The sequence below is a fragment of the Microvirga calopogonii genome (assembly GCF_003347665.1).
In the GTDB taxonomy this organism is placed as follows: Bacteria; Pseudomonadota; Alphaproteobacteria; order Rhizobiales; family Beijerinckiaceae; genus Microvirga; species Microvirga calopogonii.
The window spans coordinates 22,398-35,598 of the sequence record NZ_QDGA01000033.1 but is presented as its reverse complement, the minus strand read 5'-3'; the positions used below and the strand labels follow the sequence as shown (position 1 = coordinate 35,598).

18 protein-coding genes and 1 pseudogene are annotated in these 13,201 nt (G+C 61.2%); 11 read left to right on the top strand and 8 right to left on the bottom strand.

Annotation, left to right across the window (positions count from 1 at the left end; all coding sequences use genetic code 11):
* Window positions 1-240: 240 nt before the first annotated feature.
* Window positions 241-2,586, top strand: coding sequence for a PAS domain-containing hybrid sensor histidine kinase/response regulator (locus DDF70_RS20935; protein ID WP_162820551.1), 2,346 nt, complete (start codon window positions 241-243; stop codon window positions 2,584-2,586).
* Window positions 2,587-2,702: 116 nt separating this feature from the next.
* On the opposite strand, the gene DDF70_RS20930 is transcribed toward DDF70_RS20935, so the two are convergent.
* A complete protein-coding gene (locus DDF70_RS20930; RefSeq protein ID WP_245435587.1) occupies window positions 2,703-3,098 on the bottom strand; it encodes a response regulator in 396 nt (131 codons plus the stop codon).
* A 512-nt stretch (window positions 3,099-3,610) separates the two neighbouring features.
* On the opposite strand from DDF70_RS20930, the gene DDF70_RS20925 reads away from it, so the two are divergent.
* Both DDF70_RS20925 and DDF70_RS20920 read left to right on the top strand, forming a co-directional pair.
* Window positions 3,611-4,318 carry a sigma-70 family RNA polymerase sigma factor gene (locus DDF70_RS20925; protein ID WP_114946787.1) on the top strand — a complete coding sequence of 236 codons (708 nt, stop codon included), beginning with the start codon at window positions 3,611-3,613 and terminating at the stop codon, window positions 4,316-4,318.
* Window positions 4,319-4,353: 35 nt separating this feature from the next.
* A complete protein-coding gene (locus DDF70_RS20920; RefSeq protein ID WP_114946786.1) occupies window positions 4,354-4,665 on the top strand; it encodes an SWIB/MDM2 domain-containing protein in 312 nt (103 codons plus the stop codon).
* Between the two features lie 766 nt (window positions 4,666-5,431).
* Here the strand turns inward: DDF70_RS20920 and DDF70_RS20915 are convergent.
* On the bottom strand, window positions 5,432-5,977 hold the full coding sequence (locus tag DDF70_RS20915; RefSeq protein WP_114946767.1) for a DUF892 family protein: 546 nt from the start codon (window positions 5,975-5,977) through the stop codon (window positions 5,432-5,434).
* Window positions 5,978-6,221: 244 nt separating this feature from the next.
* Between DDF70_RS20915 and DDF70_RS20910 the strand changes: the two genes are divergently transcribed.
* The 5 genes from DDF70_RS20910 to DDF70_RS20895 all read left to right on the top strand — a co-directional run bounded on the left by DDF70_RS20910 (window position 6,222) and on the right by DDF70_RS20895 (window position 8,367).
* Window positions 6,222-6,500, top strand: a complete 279-nt coding sequence (locus DDF70_RS20910) for a hypothetical protein (protein WP_114946766.1) — start codon at window positions 6,222-6,224, stop codon at window positions 6,498-6,500.
* A 56-nt stretch (window positions 6,501-6,556) separates the two neighbouring features.
* Window positions 6,557-6,910, top strand: coding sequence for a hypothetical protein (locus DDF70_RS36770; RefSeq protein WP_162820550.1), 354 nt, complete (start codon window positions 6,557-6,559; stop codon window positions 6,908-6,910).
* Entirely contained in the window at window positions 6,910-7,161 is a 252-nt protein-coding gene (locus DDF70_RS20900; protein ID WP_245435586.1) for a DUF1236 domain-containing protein, read from the top strand. Before DDF70_RS36770 ends, DDF70_RS20900 begins: the two co-directional genes overlap by 1 nt.
* A 118-nt stretch (window positions 7,162-7,279) precedes the next feature.
* Window positions 7,280-7,630 (top strand): hypothetical protein, encoded by a 351-nt coding sequence (locus tag DDF70_RS36765; protein ID WP_162820549.1) that lies wholly within the window; start codon window positions 7,280-7,282, stop codon window positions 7,628-7,630.
* 341 nt (window positions 7,631-7,971) lie between these two features.
* A complete protein-coding gene (locus DDF70_RS20895; RefSeq protein WP_114946765.1) occupies window positions 7,972-8,367 on the top strand; it encodes a PRC-barrel domain-containing protein in 396 nt (131 codons plus the stop codon).
* A 58-nt stretch (window positions 8,368-8,425) separates the two neighbouring features.
* Here DDF70_RS20895 and DDF70_RS20890 read toward each other — a convergent pair.
* A pseudogene (locus DDF70_RS20890) lies at window positions 8,426-8,625 on the bottom strand (CsbD family protein).
* Window positions 8,626-8,802: 177 nt separating this feature from the next.
* On the opposite strand from DDF70_RS20890, the gene DDF70_RS20885 reads away from it, so the two are divergent.
* The gene (locus tag DDF70_RS20885; protein ID WP_114946764.1) at window positions 8,803-9,051 is read left to right on the top strand and encodes a DUF6894 family protein; all 249 of its coding nucleotides are present in this window, start codon (window positions 8,803-8,805) and stop codon (window positions 9,049-9,051) included.
* Between the two features lie 23 nt (window positions 9,052-9,074).
* Here the strand turns inward: DDF70_RS20885 and DDF70_RS20880 are convergent, their stop codons facing one another.
* On the bottom strand, window positions 9,075-9,296 hold the full coding sequence (locus DDF70_RS20880) for a hypothetical protein (RefSeq protein WP_114946763.1): 222 nt from the start codon (window positions 9,294-9,296) through the stop codon (window positions 9,075-9,077).
* A gap of 120 nt (window positions 9,297-9,416) precedes the next feature.
* On the opposite strand from DDF70_RS20880, the gene DDF70_RS20875 reads away from it, so the two are divergent.
* The gene (locus DDF70_RS20875) at window positions 9,417-10,157 is read left to right on the top strand and encodes a Crp/Fnr family transcriptional regulator (protein ID WP_114946762.1); all 741 of its coding nucleotides are present in this window, start codon (window positions 9,417-9,419) and stop codon (window positions 10,155-10,157) included.
* Window positions 10,158-10,197: 40 nt separating this feature from the next.
* Here DDF70_RS20875 and DDF70_RS20870 read toward each other — a convergent pair whose 3' ends face one another.
* Both DDF70_RS20870 and DDF70_RS20865 read right to left on the bottom strand, forming a co-directional pair.
* Window positions 10,198-10,620: a DUF6894 family protein gene (locus DDF70_RS20870; RefSeq protein WP_114946761.1), complete on the bottom strand. Its 423-nt coding sequence runs from the start codon at window positions 10,618-10,620 to the stop codon at window positions 10,198-10,200.
* Window positions 10,621-10,762: 142 nt separating this feature from the next.
* Window positions 10,763-10,948, bottom strand: a complete 186-nt coding sequence (locus tag DDF70_RS20865; RefSeq protein WP_114946760.1) for a hypothetical protein — start codon at window positions 10,946-10,948, stop codon at window positions 10,763-10,765.
* A 237-nt stretch (window positions 10,949-11,185) separates the two neighbouring features.
* Here DDF70_RS20865 and DDF70_RS20855 point away from each other — a divergent pair, with 237 nt between their 5' ends.
* Complete coding sequence (locus tag DDF70_RS20855; protein WP_114946758.1) at window positions 11,186-11,449, top strand: cold-shock protein; 264 nt, start codon at window positions 11,186-11,188, stop codon at window positions 11,447-11,449.
* 75 nt (window positions 11,450-11,524) lie between these two features.
* On the opposite strand, the gene DDF70_RS20850 is transcribed toward DDF70_RS20855, so the two are convergent.
* Entirely contained in the window at window positions 11,525-11,788 is a 264-nt protein-coding gene (locus DDF70_RS20850) for a DUF6894 family protein (RefSeq protein ID WP_114946757.1), read from the bottom strand.
* 298 nt (window positions 11,789-12,086) lie between these two features.
* Window positions 12,087-13,118: a class 1 fructose-bisphosphatase gene (locus tag DDF70_RS20845; protein ID WP_114946756.1), complete on the bottom strand. Its 1,032-nt coding sequence runs from the start codon at window positions 13,116-13,118 to the stop codon at window positions 12,087-12,089.
* Between the last annotated feature and the right edge of the window lie 83 nt (window positions 13,119-13,201).

Below are 13,201 nucleotides of genomic sequence, written 5' to 3'. Positions count from 1 at the left end.
CCCGTGTTAACCGGCCAATATACCCCGCCAGCGCCTTGGTTACATCGTCAGGTCCGAATTCGATTTCACTGGTCGGGTCCAAGAGGACGGGCCGCTTTTATCAATCACGATCCAGGCGGCTACTAACGGCCCCGACCGACACATGGGGAACCATTACGGCCAAGCCGCGTTAGGTGAGGTTAGCTTGCCGCCGAAATCAGAAATAAGGGCGCAGGCCAGGGCTGGTTGGGGAATTTCAGAATGGACCTAGTACGGGCTCATCCGGAGCAACCGGACGGGGATAAGCGCTTTCGGCTCCTGATCGAGTCCATCACCGACTATGCCATCTACATGCTCGATGAGCAGGGCTGCGTGACGACTTGGAATGCTGGGGCGCAGCGCCTAAAGGGCTACACCGCCTCCGAGATACTCGGCCACCATTTCTCGACCTTCTACACCCTGGCCGACCGGCAGGCGGGTATGCCCGCCAAGGCTCTGGAGACCGCCGCCCGCGAGGGCCGCTTCGAGACGGACGGCTGGCGGGTGCGCAAGGATGGGAGCCTGTTCTTCGCCAATGTGGTGATTGACCCGGTCCGGGACGAGCACGGTCACCTGATCGGCTTCGCCAAGATCACCCGTGATATGACTGAGCGCCGAGCCGCCCAGGAGGCGCTGCGGCAAAGCGAGGAGCGGTTCCGCCTGCTGGTCCAAGGTGTCACCGATTACGCCATCTACATGCTCGACCCGCACGGCGTCGTGGCGAGTTGGAATCCCGGCGCACGGCGGTTCAAGGGCTACACCGAAGAGGAAATCATCGGCCAGCACTTCTCCCGCTTCTACACCGACGAGGATCGGCAGACTGACCTGCCCAAGCGGGCGCTGGAGACGGCGCTCCGCGAAGGCAAGTTCGAGCAGGAGGGTTGGCGCATCCGCAAGGACGGCAGCCGGATGTGGGCGCATGTGGTCATCGACCCGATCCGCGATGACCAGGGCCACCTGATCGGCTTTGCCAAGGTCACCCGTGACATCTCGGATCGCGAAGCGGCTCAGGAGGCGCTCAGGCGTAGTGAGGAGCGCTTCCGGCTGCTGGTGCAGGGCGTGACCGACTATGCGATCTACATGCTCGATCCCGAGGGCCGGGTGGTCAACTGGAACTCGGGCGCACAGCGCCTGAAGGGCTATCAGGAGCACGAGATCGTCGGTCAGCATTTCTCGACCTTCTACACCTCGGAGGATCGTGAGGCCGGGTTGCCCGCGCTGGCCCTGGAGACCGCCGCCCGTGAGGGCCGATTCGAGAAGGAGGGCTGGCGCGTCCGCAAGGATGGTACTCGGTTCTTCGCCCACGTCATCGTTGATGCCATCCAGGATGAGCAGGGCGATTTGATTGGCTTTGCCAAGGTGACCCGCGACATCACCGAGCGGAAGCAGGCTCAGGAGGAGCTTGAGAAAGCCCGCGCTGAAACCCACCAGTCGCAAAAGCTGGCGGCCATCGCCCAACTGGCCTCGGGCATCGCGCATGACTTCAACAATCTTCTGACTGTCGTCATGGGCAACCTCGACATGCTCAAGCGCGCCAAAGAAGAGCGTCGCCCCAGGTTGATCGACAATGCCTTGCACGCGGTCGAGCAGGCCCGCAGGTTAACCGGTAGGCTCCTGGCCTTCAGCCGTCGCCAGACCCTGGTCCCGGAGCCGGTAGACCTGAATGGCATGATCGCCGGAATGGACGACATGCTGACCCAATCACTGCGGGGTGACATCCGGCTTGAATTCGATCTGGCCGAGAGGGTCTGGCCGGTCGAGGTGGACCCGACCCAGCTTCAGATTGCTTTGATCAATCTCGCGGTGAACGCCCGTGACGCGATGCCGAAAGCTGGCACCTTCCGCGTGAAGACAGAGAACATTGTTCTGCGCCACGGCCAGATGCGAGAGGCGGTGGCGATCAGCCTGACGGATACCGGCGTCGGTATCTCTGAGGAGGCCCTGCCCCAGGTGTTCGAGCCGTTCTTCACGACCAAAGAGGTCGGCAAAGGCACCGGGCTCGGGCTGGCCCAGGTCTATGGGTTTACCCAGCAGTCAGGCGGAACAGTTGACATCCGCAGCGAGGTGGGCCGAGGCACCACAGTGACCCTGTACCTGCCCAAGGCAAACGCCCCGGCAAAGAAGCTAGACGAGAATGTCGATATGCCTGTCGCCGAGAGCCGTCCGCTGCGCATCCTGCTCGTTGAGGACAACCCGCAGGTAGCGGATGTCGCCGTCGCACTTCTCGCGGAGCACGGGCATGCGATCACTCATGCGAGCACCGGGGATGAGGCGCTGGCGCGGCTCCACGCCGATCCGACCTTCGATCTTGTGTTCTCCGATATGGTAATGCCCGGTGACCTGGATGGTCTGGACTTGGCTCACCGCATTCAAGCGAAGTGGCCTACGCTGCCGGTGTTGCTCGCCACCGGGTACAGCGATGCCGCGAACCGGGCGACTGAGGAGGGCTTTACGCTGCTGACCAAGCCCTACCAGCCTGATGCTTTGCTGACTGCGATCCGTGAGGTCACTACAGTGGGTCGGCGCACGGCATCAAATGTGATCCCGCTCGCGCGGACAGCACCGTGAAACCTTAAACGCCTGCTGCCACCGGCGAGCAGCAACCGCGTACGCTACGCTCTGTTGCCTGACCCGGATGTTCGGCGACGGGGCATCCCCGGTGACGGGAGTGCCTCGACAGGCGTTCATCCGGGGTCAGATTGATCTCGCGTCAGTTCGCGGATCAACGGTATCACGTCTGCCATACGGTAGGGCTTGCGGACGAACCGAGCCTCCGGAGCGGCTCCGGAGAAACCAGATGGCAATGCGCCTACGGCCACAATCACAACGATCTGCGGCTTCTGTGTCTGCGCGATCCGGGTCAGATCAAAGCCGTTGAGGTCGCCGGGTGTCGCGGCTTCCGTAAACAGGATACGGACATCGTTGCGGCTTTGGAGGATGGTGGCGGCATAGTCGGCGGACGACGCCTCGATGACTTCAAAGCCCTCTTGCTCAAGCACGTCGGCTGCCATGGCACGAACGTGCGGGTCCGGTTCAACGATGAGGATGCACATTCGATCAGACGGATCATAGGAGGCCAACAGGAAGGCTCAGACATAGAGCGCCAGTCAATGAGATCAAAGCTTGGCTATACGACTGGGCAAGACACAGTGTGCCGTTTGGAGCCTGAAGTATCGAGCGGCGCTGCAATCATACCCCGCTTTGTTCCGCTACATTCTGTTGTGAAGCTTGGGTGTCGCAGACTTGCTCACTAGGGGTGGGTCTATCGGATCGCTTCAACGTGTCTACGTCCACCCGCGAGAAAACCCTAGTGCCATTCAAAGCAAACCAGGGTTCCTTTCGACCCATCTCCGTCGATACACGCGGCGATGGCTATGTCGTTGTGCAGGGCAATCGATGATTGGGCGCTCCTTTTCCGGCGAGATACTGAAGAAACGCCAGGGCACCGCCAATGTTCCTCTGAGAGACGCCCTGACCGGAGGGGCAGGACCTCATCGCTTGGGGCGTGATGATCAATGCCATGCCGCGCTTTGTCTGGATAGCTGAGCCTTAAAGATGTATGGTGAAGCCGCAGCCAAGGTGGAGCGAGGTCATGACCCAAACCGCTCGCCAACACAGCCAGCCCGCTCTCAAAGAGACAGATCGCAGCCGGTCGGCACGGCGCAAGCGGGCACGGCTCCGTCACATCCATCCGCTCTCGCATGCGCAGCACCTCACTTTGGTTGAGAAGGTCCGTTCAGGCCGCCGCTCGCAGTATGTACGGGACCATCTGCCTACCGTTTTGCCGCACCTGCGAGCCTTTGCGCTTCATCTGACCCGCGATCCGGTCCGGAGTGATGATCTTGTGCAGAGTACCGTCCTTCGCGCCTGGACGAACTTGGATCATTTCCAGCCCGGTACCAACCTGGAGGCATGGCTGTTCACCATCCTGCGCAACAGCTTCTACTCCGAGCATCGTAAGCGCAGGTGGGAGATCGAAGACCCAGAGGGTAGCTTCGCCAGACGGTTGGTCGTGCAAGCCGAGCAGGAATCCAAGCTGATGCTGCAAGACCTTCAGGAGGCGCTGATACGTCTGCCACTGGGGCAGCGCAAGGCTCTCCTCCTGGTGGCCGAGCAAGGCGAGACTTACGAGAACGCTGCGGCGCTCTGTGGGGTGGCGGTGGGTACGCTCAAGAGCCGGGTGAACCGGGCTCGTAACCAACTCGCCGAGATGTTGCAGATGGAAAGCCTGCACGATCTCGGCCCGGATCGGCTGATGCAGGCCGCGCTGCAACACCCTGAGGCCGCAGTTTCCATGTGACATCGTCCCTGATGCGGCTCAAGGTGGAGGATCACATGCCGAAATCAAAACCCGGGAAACCGGACGAGCGGGTGAAAGCAACTGGGAGTGCGGCTCAGGAGCCAACTACCGGTTTCCTCAAACCATTGCAGCCGTCGCCGGAATTGGCTGCCATTGTCGGTTCAGACCCTTTGCCTCGCCCCGATGTGGTGAGCAAAGTCTGGGAGTACATCAAGAAGCACAAGCTCCAGAACCCGCAGAACAAGCGCGAGATCATGGCCGATGAGAAGCTTCAGGCGGTGTTCGGCGGCAAGAACAAGGTCAGCATGTTTGAAATGAACAAGCACCTGGCCCAGCATCTCAAATGAAATGTGTTTCACGGCAAGTTTCGCACGCCTGTTAGGGATCAGTGCAAGATCTGCTCCCGATTGAGCGCTACGGGAGTACGTAGCAGGAACATGTACTCTCAAGCAGGCATATCGAGCTAACGAACGGCCGAATACGACTTGGTTCAGGTCCTGAGTAGCCATATAGCGCTGTGGGCACGTCGACAGGAAGGATGCAGCTGCCCGGCGAATCTGCTGGAGCGAGTGGCTCTGCTTAGTGTTGCGCGACAATCAAAACCCGCTGCTTTGCGACAATCAGACGTGCCAAGCGCATTGAGCTATTTTCTACGTTGGCGTGCATCGCTCATCGAAAATGCTCGCCGCCGAAATCCGCGTAAAGCCTGGCCTTCGGCCACCACCTTCGGTGGCTATCGGGCTTGACGCAGATCACGGCTGCAAGCCCCCACTGCAATCATTGCTTGCATGCCTGATTGTCGCTGGCTCGGGGTCTCTGATTGTCGCGCAACAGCTTAGCAAGTCGCCGCAGAAAGGATTAGGAAGGAGGATCAACGGATTAGCCGATGTGCGTCGATGTGATGTCCCCTGCCATTGAGGATCAGGCTTCAAGTCACGCCTGAGAGGTTCCCAATCCGTTCTACCTAAACGCTCAATCACGCACAGATCTTGCGCTGGCCCCGAGTGGGCACGGACGCCTCTATAAGCTCTCCTGCGATGCTCCCGCAAAGATCAACCCCCAAGGACGAAACAAAGTCCGATCGGAAGGCCGCTGCCTTCCGGATCGAGCCCCCTACAGGCCCAGCGGCGGCAGCATGCCGCCCGAGGGCAGTTGCCCGGCACCGTGCAAGGCCGCGGCGCTAGGCAGGACTGCGGCGGCAATCGCGGCCAGATGTTCCTCCAGCCAGGCCGCCATCTCCAGCTCCTGCGCCAGAATGGACTCGGCAAGCTTCCGGGTCTCGTGGTCCCCAGCCTCTTCGGCCAAACCGATCAAGGCACGGTAGGTGCCGATTTCCAGATGCTCGAAGGCGTAGTTCGCAACCGCACTGCGGGCGACGTTGTCTGGCAGCGCCGCAATCATCACCGGAGCCGTCAATCCTAACGTCATGCCGAGGCCATCGCGGAACAGGGATGCGGACTGGCCCAGCCCGGCGATGCGGGAGCCCAGCCGCTCCCGCTGCTCGCGAGAAAGCTCCGCATGTGCCTTGATGCTCTGATGAAAATCCGGGAATCCCGCGAGCGACGGCAGCTGGCTGGTGAGCATCTGCACCGATTGGCTCTCCATGGCGTGCGCGTCGCGCAGCCACAGCAGAACAGTGGCGTTTGCAGTCTGCCACATGATCTCCCTCCTCGCTTGCGGTGCATGCACGGGAACCGATGAAGGGGCAGGTTGTTCTGGCACAGGTTAGGTGAAGATGTCCGGCCGCTCTGGCGCCGTATAAACGGAATGCGATGGTCATCCGGCCGACTCTTGGCCTGCGAAGAGCAGGAGCCAGTACTTCTCCTGCCTTGCAAACGCCTCTGCATCCTGCTGTTCTCGACTCTCCCCGCTCCGCCATGGGGCTGATAACCGGAGGATGCCAATGCCTGTGTTCAAGCGTGAGTTGGCTTTCGTCGCGGATCGCCCCCTGGAGAACGCTGGCGATTGGTGGCACCTGGTCCTCGATACCGATGCGCCGGGCCTTTACGTCGAGCATACCTGGATGCACGCGAGCCCTCACACGGAAGGCCAGGCGGCTTATGAAACACAGCGCTTCGGGATCAACGACTTTCTCACGCTGGCTGAGGGCCAGGCTGCTCAGCCGATGCTCATGAGCGCTCTCAAGGAGATGTTCCGCGAGGCCGCACCACCTTCCGAGTGACTCGCCTCCACCGAACCGAAACTTGAAACGGCGATCTCACTGGCACAGGAGAAGCGATGTTCACCCTCGAAATTGGCGGCAAGCCCATTGCGATCACCGATGCGGACGAGACCCAGGCGCGGAACATCTTCGAGAGCGCCGAGTTCGGGCAGGATTTGACCGTTATGACCAGCGGCGGGGCACCCTTGTGGGACGGGCAGGACGGGCAGGCACCCTTGACCATCAGGCCCGCGTCCCAAGAGGAGGTTGCCGCGTTCGAGGCCCCTGAACTTGACGTCGACGATGATGATGATGATGATGATGATGATGAAGACGAGGAGGACGGCGATGGTGTGTTCGTGACCTTCCTCGTGCCGATCGATCATGATCATGACGAGATGGCGAACATCCCACCAGAGCTTCAGAGCTGATGGCAGGCGCTTTGGGGGGCATCGCCGATCAGCAGCAGCCGGAGTTCCGCACCTATATGACGACCCAGAAGGTACCGTCCTACACCTACAAGGAAGAGGTGCGTGTGGGTGCCGTTCTGCCCGAGTCCGGCGTAACTTATCATGAGGTGCCGGCCGAGTATAAGGTGAAGGGCTATAAGTACACGGTGGTCAACAACACCCCGGTTCTGGTCGAGCCGAGCAGCCAGAAGATCGTGCAGGTCATCCGCTAAGAGACTTTAGCGTTCAGGCTAGCGATGGGCGGCCCTTGTGGCCGCCCATTGTTGTTCTATGGCGGATCTATTAAGCCGCCAAAGAAACAGGCCAACGCTGATCGAGCGGAGGAATGCGATGCGAGTGCCGACAATCTTGCTGATGGGCCTTGTCCTGTCAGGCTGCGTTTCATCAAGCGAGCCCCCGTTCCAGCCCGTTCCGCCAGCCAACCTCGGGTCGACACAGGCAGCACACCCCGTACCCCCGGCCACCATCCCGGCGGGCCTTCCGCCCGGATACTCCCGGCATATCACCTACAGGGACGGCAAGTTTACCCTGCCGGACGGCTCAACCGTGCCTGCCGATCCCAACGGCGGGTTCAAGATCTCCACCGGGGCCTATATCCCGCCCGACGGAGCAGGCGGGATCATCCTCCCCAACGGGGCTCGATGCATCTCAGACAGTGCGCGGGGCTACTTCTGCCCCTGAGGTGTGCCTCTTCGGTCGGTTGTTGCCGTCAAGCCCGATGCCGAGCCTTCGCCCGCATGATCTGCCGAGGTGCCATCCGCGGTCTCGCCGTAACTCGCCCCGGGACTCCATGCCCGGCATCTGCCACCGCCGCGCGCGGTCCAAGTATAAGGGCAGTCCAAATCGTCTCTTGAAGCGTTCAAGACGAACATCAACCCTGATGCAAATCCTAACGGGCTAAAGCCGTTCTCTGCCCTTCGATGCCGGCAGCCCATAGCGTTCCGGGCCATGCATCGGAGCAGCGGAACCCGCATGGTTTGGGCGCATTCCCTGACATCTGGTCCGTTTCAACGGAGGGACAAATGCGCCGCATCCTCATGACCCTTGCCGCCACGACCCTGTTGGCCGGCGCCGCCGTCGCTCAGACGGCCGTGACCACGACAACGGAAACGTTTGTCATAGCCAAGCCGACCGACGTGCTGAGCAACAATCTCATCGGTCTTAATGTCACCAACGAGGCCAACGAGACGATCGGTGAGATCAAGGACCTGATCCTGTCGCAGGGCGATCTCAGTGGCTACATCGTCTCGGTCGGAGGCTTCCTGGGCCTGGGCGAGCGCTATGTCATCGTCCATCCGCGCGCCGTCAAGGTCAGTTATACCGAGAACGACAACAAGTGGCATGCGGTGATGAACGCCACCAAGGACCAGCTCAAGGCAGCTCCCGAGTTCAAGTACGAAGGACGCTGGAAGCGCTGAGCAATCCGCCGGTTAAGGACACAAAGGCCCCGCTTCGGGGCCTTTTTCCATTCTGGCATTACCAGGTTTGGCGATTGTACCAATCGTCGACATCTTGGCGGACGCGATCCTTCTCGAGCCCATAGCGCTCCTGGATCGTGCCTTCGAGCTGCTCGCGCTGGCCGTTGATGACGTCGAGGTCATCGTCGGTGAGCTGGCCCTGCTGCTCCTTGATCTGGCCCTTGACTTCCAGTTGCCCTCAACCCGGTTCCAATCCATGGCCTCACTCCTGCCTGTCATGAGAGCAGAGCGTTAACGTCCAAGGAACGGACAAGGTTTCTGCGTATGGTCGTTAGCCAATCCGGGCAAAGCGTGTGCATTCGCAGAACGTTCAGTATGGAACTATGAGCGAGGCGCTGGGCGTTGATAGGCACCCTTTCCAGCGCCGGAGTGCCAGTGCCCCGCTTCTTCTTCGATACCTACGACGGTGAACGCTTTGTCTCCGATGACGAGGGGCAGGAGCTGGAAGACCTCGAGGCGGCCAAAGCTGTCGCTCAGGAAGAACTGCCTCAGATGGCGTGGGACGAGCTCCCTGACGGCGATCAGCGCACGTTCATCGTCAGCGTGAGAGACAAAGCGGGGCAGGTCGTGATCCGTGCCGCGCTCTCCTTGGTCGTGGAATACCCGACCACAGCCAATGATTAGGCCGGACAATTTCCCATAAGCCCTCACCCTCGCGCGATTGCGTCGAGGATGAGCCGCCGGTGGGCATGCCACTGCTCAAGGGTCTGCTCCAGGTTTCGAAGGAACTCCTCGGCAAGAGCGGTGTCGTGGCCATCCTTCCTCATCTGCTCGATCAGGATGATCTGCTCGGCCACACGCCTCTCGCCGTCGGCGATGTCCCGGTCCGCCTTGGCCAAGTGTTCGCGCTCTTGCTGCACGTTCGGCATGGTTCCCAAGTTTGCGCCTCGTCGCGCGCGTGGGCCACGAATTTCGCATAATCGTCCGTGTGGAACCGGCCACGCTGGAATAATTTGCCTCCGCCCGTGTTATCTGAGCGGAGGAGGGCCATGACCCACGCTCCGCAAGCAGACCATCGCACGAACTGGCTCCTGGCAGTTCTGGAACCGGAGGACTTTGCGGCGCTGGAGCCCCACCTGGAGGTGGTCGAGCTGACCCTGAAGCAGGTGCTGTACGAAGCCGGTGATCCCATCCGCCACGCCTACTTCCCTCACCACGCCGTGGTGTCACTGGTGAATGTGCTGGAGGACGGCCACAGGGTCGAGGTGGCCCTGTTCGGGCGCGGTGGCGTCGTGGGCCTGCTGAGCGCTCTCGTGAGCCGGGAGGGCTTTGGGCGGTATGTGGTGCAGATGGCCGGCACCGCCTCACGCATCGCCGTTGAGCCCCTGGATGAGATCCGAAACAGCCACCCCAAGCTGCGGCAGGTGATTGCCAGCTACGGCGAGGTTCTGCTCGGCCAGACATTCCAGATTCTCACCTGCAACGCCGTTCATCCGGTGGAAGCGCGCTGCTGCCGCTGGATCCTGATGATGCATGACCGGGCGGAGCAGGATACCCTGTCGCTCACGCACGAGTTCCTGGCGGAGATGCTGGGGGTGCAGCGCTCGACTGTGAGCGTGGTGACGCGCACCCTGCAAACGGCGGGGCTGATTCAGCAGGGGCGCGGGAGCATCACGGTGACGGACCGGGCCGGTCTCGAGGACACGGTATGCGAGTGCTACGGCCGGATCCAACGCATCTATCAGCGCGTGATGCCGGGCCGCTACCCGCCACCGAAACCGGGTCCGTAAATCTGCCCAGCGATTTCGCGGAAGACCGTTTTTGACAAGCTCAGAGCGGAAATCCTGATTTGGCGCTGCTCTTGCCTAGACTGCTCAGCAACTCGCGTGAGCGACGCAGGTTCTCCTGAGCCAGCTTCACCTGTTCGGCTACCTCAGTGGTCAAGCGGGTCATCCGCTCGCCGCGCTCCTTGGCCGTCCTGATGGTTCTGGACAGTCTGACAGGCTTCCTTCCGGACTGACGATCCAGCACCTCGGAGAAGGGCAGCACCAGAACCAGCTCACCCGCTGTGTTCATGATCTCGAAAGCGTAGCACCTGGGATTGCGACCTTTCTTGAGCCACTCCTGCGACATGTCCGTGGCAGCCTGGAACGCCTCCAGGTAGGCAGCTTCCACGTCGGGGACGGTCACGCCAATTTCATGGCGGCTGAGGCCCTCAAGCCCGCCTCTGAGATGAAAGAAAAACCGCGGCATGCCTCCTCCATTGCTCCATCGCCTCTGGAGGCATCTGGTTGAGAGATCATGGTGCGGCTGGGCTCACGAGGCATTCACCTAGATCAACCTCGTCCCTAAGAAGATTGTCTGCGAATTGCGCGTAAGCCCAGTCATGGAGCTGCTATTTGGGGCCTCTCGGGGGCTCCTCCTGCTGGTCTGGGTGGACCAGCTTGGCGCGGTCGGGCGTCACCATGTAGTCGGTGTCTCTGAGGGCCTTGCGCGCCTGCTCCAAGCTCTCTCGGAAGGCTCGCATCGCATGCGCATCATAATCGGCGCGCGTCGTCGGGTGTTTGGGAGTGTCGGCCATGACGGCGCTCCTCAGCCTTGCAGGCGGGAGCACACGTCTCTCTCGGCCACCAGCGCCTACAGGATCGGATCAGCCGGTGATACAGGGACAATGGATGCGATCCAGTTTCGTTCAAGGGAGACCTCGAACTTCCCAGGAGCGCCTTCATGGAACTGAATTGCATTCAGGGCATATGAGCCTCCACGGATGGTGAAACCGAGCAAGCTGTGCTGACGTTGCCGCTCGCGGAGATCATGCATGACGGTGACAGGGACGGTCGCCTGGTTCGACCAGACCAAACAGTTTGGGTTCGTGGCGCTGGAGAGAGGCCAGGGCGACGCCTTCCTGCACATGTCAGTGCTCAAGGAGGCTGGCTATGTCTGGCTTCCGCGTGGAACCACGGTGCGGGTCAGGATCGAGCATGATCGTGGCAAGCAGCGCGTTGCTGAGGTTCTGGAGATCGACACCAGCACCGCCCGGCCGGGAGAGAACGAGGCAATCCGGCGCAAGCCCAAGACCTGAGCGCGTGAGACAATCATCCGCGAATTGCGCATAATCGTCAGTATCGAACGGTGAGCCAGAGCTGGTTTTCGCGGTTTAGGAATAAGGATCGAACGGCTTGGCTTGGCCGTTGAGGACCGCGGCAAATGTGACGCTAAAAACAAGCTCACCTGCGGCGTTCTCGACCTCCATGGTGCAATCGTGAGGGTTCCGACCCCAGGTGACGAATACGCCGTCGAGGTCTCGGGCAGCACGCACGGCCTCGTTGTGAGCCGTCATTGTATCGGGGAAGTCGAGGCCCAAATCGTCGTAGCTCAGGGTCTCGCCGCGGCACCGGACATGAAAGAAGAAGCGGGGCATGGCCTTTCTGTAAGTTGATCACGGAGTGGCGGGAAAACTGCCTTTATGACCGGAACGTTCCTTGCGAGAGCAGACACTCGGTCTACTTCCGAGAAGTGCCAGGAGGAGACCTTTAGCCTCGCATGAACCTCATTCATTGCATCCAGCCTGAAGTGGGCGAAAGCTAGCTCCTTGGCAGGCAAGCTGCTACCGGCGTGAACGTGCCAGATAGGGCTCATCGCCGGAAGGCGGCCATCGGCAAAACGATCCCCATCACATTGCCGAAACAGGCGGTCCCGTGTTTAGGCCGGAATGGCCCTCATGTCACACGCCCAATCCCGTTCTCGGCGCTGCCGTAGGACTGAAACGCCTCGACTTCGTCCCTAGCTCCCATGACGACTGCTACGCGGTCGTGCAAGCCCGCGGGAACGATGTCGAGAATTCGCTGGGTGCCGTCGATGGCAGAGCCGCCAGCCTGCTCGATGATCAGTCCGAGTGGGTTGGCTTCGTACAGCAGGCGCAGCTTGCCGGCCCGCGCCGGGTCGCGTGCGTCCCATGGGTAGAGAAAGATGCCGCCCCGGTTGAGGATGCGATGGATGTCGGCGACCATCGAACCCGTCCAGCGCATGTTGAAGTCCTGACCGCATGGGCCTTCCCGACCGGCAAGGCGGTCGTCGATGTACTGGCGAACCTGCGGCACCCAATGACGGTGGTTCGACATGTTGATGGCGAACTCGCGGTTGCCCTCGGGAATGATGATGTTGCGCTGGGTCAGCACCCACGATCCCACCTCGCGGTCCAGCGTGAACCCGAACACTCCCTTGCCGAAGGTCAGGACGAGCGACGTCTGGGGACCGTAGACCGCGTAGCCCGCGGCAACCTGTCGGCTGCCGGGCTGAAGGAAATCCTCCTCCCGGACGTCACGCGTGGAGGCTCCCTCGGGCGCTTCCAGCACCGAGAAGATCGTGCCGACGCTCAGGTTGACGTCGATGTTGCTCGACCCGTCGATGGGATCGTACACGAGCAAGTACTCGCCCTTCGGATAGCGGTGCGGGATCAGGTGGATGGTGTCCATCTCCTCCGAAGCCAGGGCCGCGAGATGTCCGCCCCACTCGTTGGCCTCGAGCAGGATCTCGTTGGACAGGACGTCCAGCTTCTTCTGAACCTCGCCCTGGACGTTCTCCGTCCCGAGGCTGCCGAGGATGCCACCCAGCTCACCCTTGTTGATGGTGTAGCTGATCGCCTTGCAGGCTCGCGCAACCACCTCAATCAGGAGACGGAGTTGGGCGGACAGGGCATCCCCTTCCCGCTGCTGCTCGATCAGGAATCGGCTCAGGCTGATGCGTGCCATGGCCTTACGTGCCCTCCATCTATCAACGCTTGAGACCGGCGCGCGCCGATGACGTCCAGTTCAGCGCAAGCTCACCGAAGGTT

What these genes read in the sequence shown, in the direction of transcription:
- DDF70_RS20935 (WP_162820551.1), top strand. Translation starts at nt 241, where the DNA reads ATGGACCTAGTACGGGCTCATCCGGAGCAACCGGACGGGGATAAGCGC.
- DDF70_RS20925 (WP_114946787.1), top strand. Translation starts at nt 3,611, where the DNA reads ATGACCCAAACCGCTCGCCAACACAGCCAGCCCGCTCTCAAAGAGACA.
- DDF70_RS20920 (WP_114946786.1), top strand. Translation starts at nt 4,354, where the DNA reads ATGCCGAAATCAAAACCCGGGAAACCGGACGAGCGGGTGAAAGCAACT.
- DDF70_RS20915 (WP_114946767.1), bottom strand. Translation starts at nt 5,977, where the DNA reads ATGTGGCAGACTGCAAACGCCACTGTTCTGCTGTGGCTGCGCGACGCG.
- DDF70_RS20910 (WP_114946766.1), top strand. Translation starts at nt 6,222, where the DNA reads ATGCCTGTGTTCAAGCGTGAGTTGGCTTTCGTCGCGGATCGCCCCCTG.
- DDF70_RS36770 (WP_162820550.1), top strand. Translation starts at nt 6,557, where the DNA reads ATGTTCACCCTCGAAATTGGCGGCAAGCCCATTGCGATCACCGATGCG.
- DDF70_RS20900 (WP_245435586.1), top strand. Translation starts at nt 6,910, where the DNA reads ATGGCAGGCGCTTTGGGGGGCATCGCCGATCAGCAGCAGCCGGAGTTC.
- DDF70_RS36765 (WP_162820549.1), top strand. Translation starts at nt 7,280, where the DNA reads ATGCGAGTGCCGACAATCTTGCTGATGGGCCTTGTCCTGTCAGGCTGC.
- DDF70_RS20895 (WP_114946765.1), top strand. Translation starts at nt 7,972, where the DNA reads ATGCGCCGCATCCTCATGACCCTTGCCGCCACGACCCTGTTGGCCGGC.
- DDF70_RS20880 (WP_114946763.1), bottom strand. Translation starts at nt 9,296, where the DNA reads ATGCCGAACGTGCAGCAAGAGCGCGAACACTTGGCCAAGGCGGACCGG.
- DDF70_RS20875 (WP_114946762.1), top strand. Translation starts at nt 9,417, where the DNA reads ATGACCCACGCTCCGCAAGCAGACCATCGCACGAACTGGCTCCTGGCA.
- DDF70_RS20870 (WP_114946761.1), bottom strand. Translation starts at nt 10,620, where the DNA reads ATGCCGCGGTTTTTCTTTCATCTCAGAGGCGGGCTTGAGGGCCTCAGC.
- DDF70_RS20865 (WP_114946760.1), bottom strand. Translation starts at nt 10,948, where the DNA reads ATGGCCGACACTCCCAAACACCCGACGACGCGCGCCGATTATGATGCG.
- DDF70_RS20855 (WP_114946758.1), top strand. Translation starts at nt 11,186, where the DNA reads ATGACGGTGACAGGGACGGTCGCCTGGTTCGACCAGACCAAACAGTTT.
- DDF70_RS20850 (WP_114946757.1), bottom strand. Translation starts at nt 11,788, where the DNA reads ATGCCCCGCTTCTTCTTTCATGTCCGGTGCCGCGGCGAGACCCTGAGC.
- DDF70_RS20845 (WP_114946756.1), bottom strand. Translation starts at nt 13,118, where the DNA reads ATGGCACGCATCAGCCTGAGCCGATTCCTGATCGAGCAGCAGCGGGAA.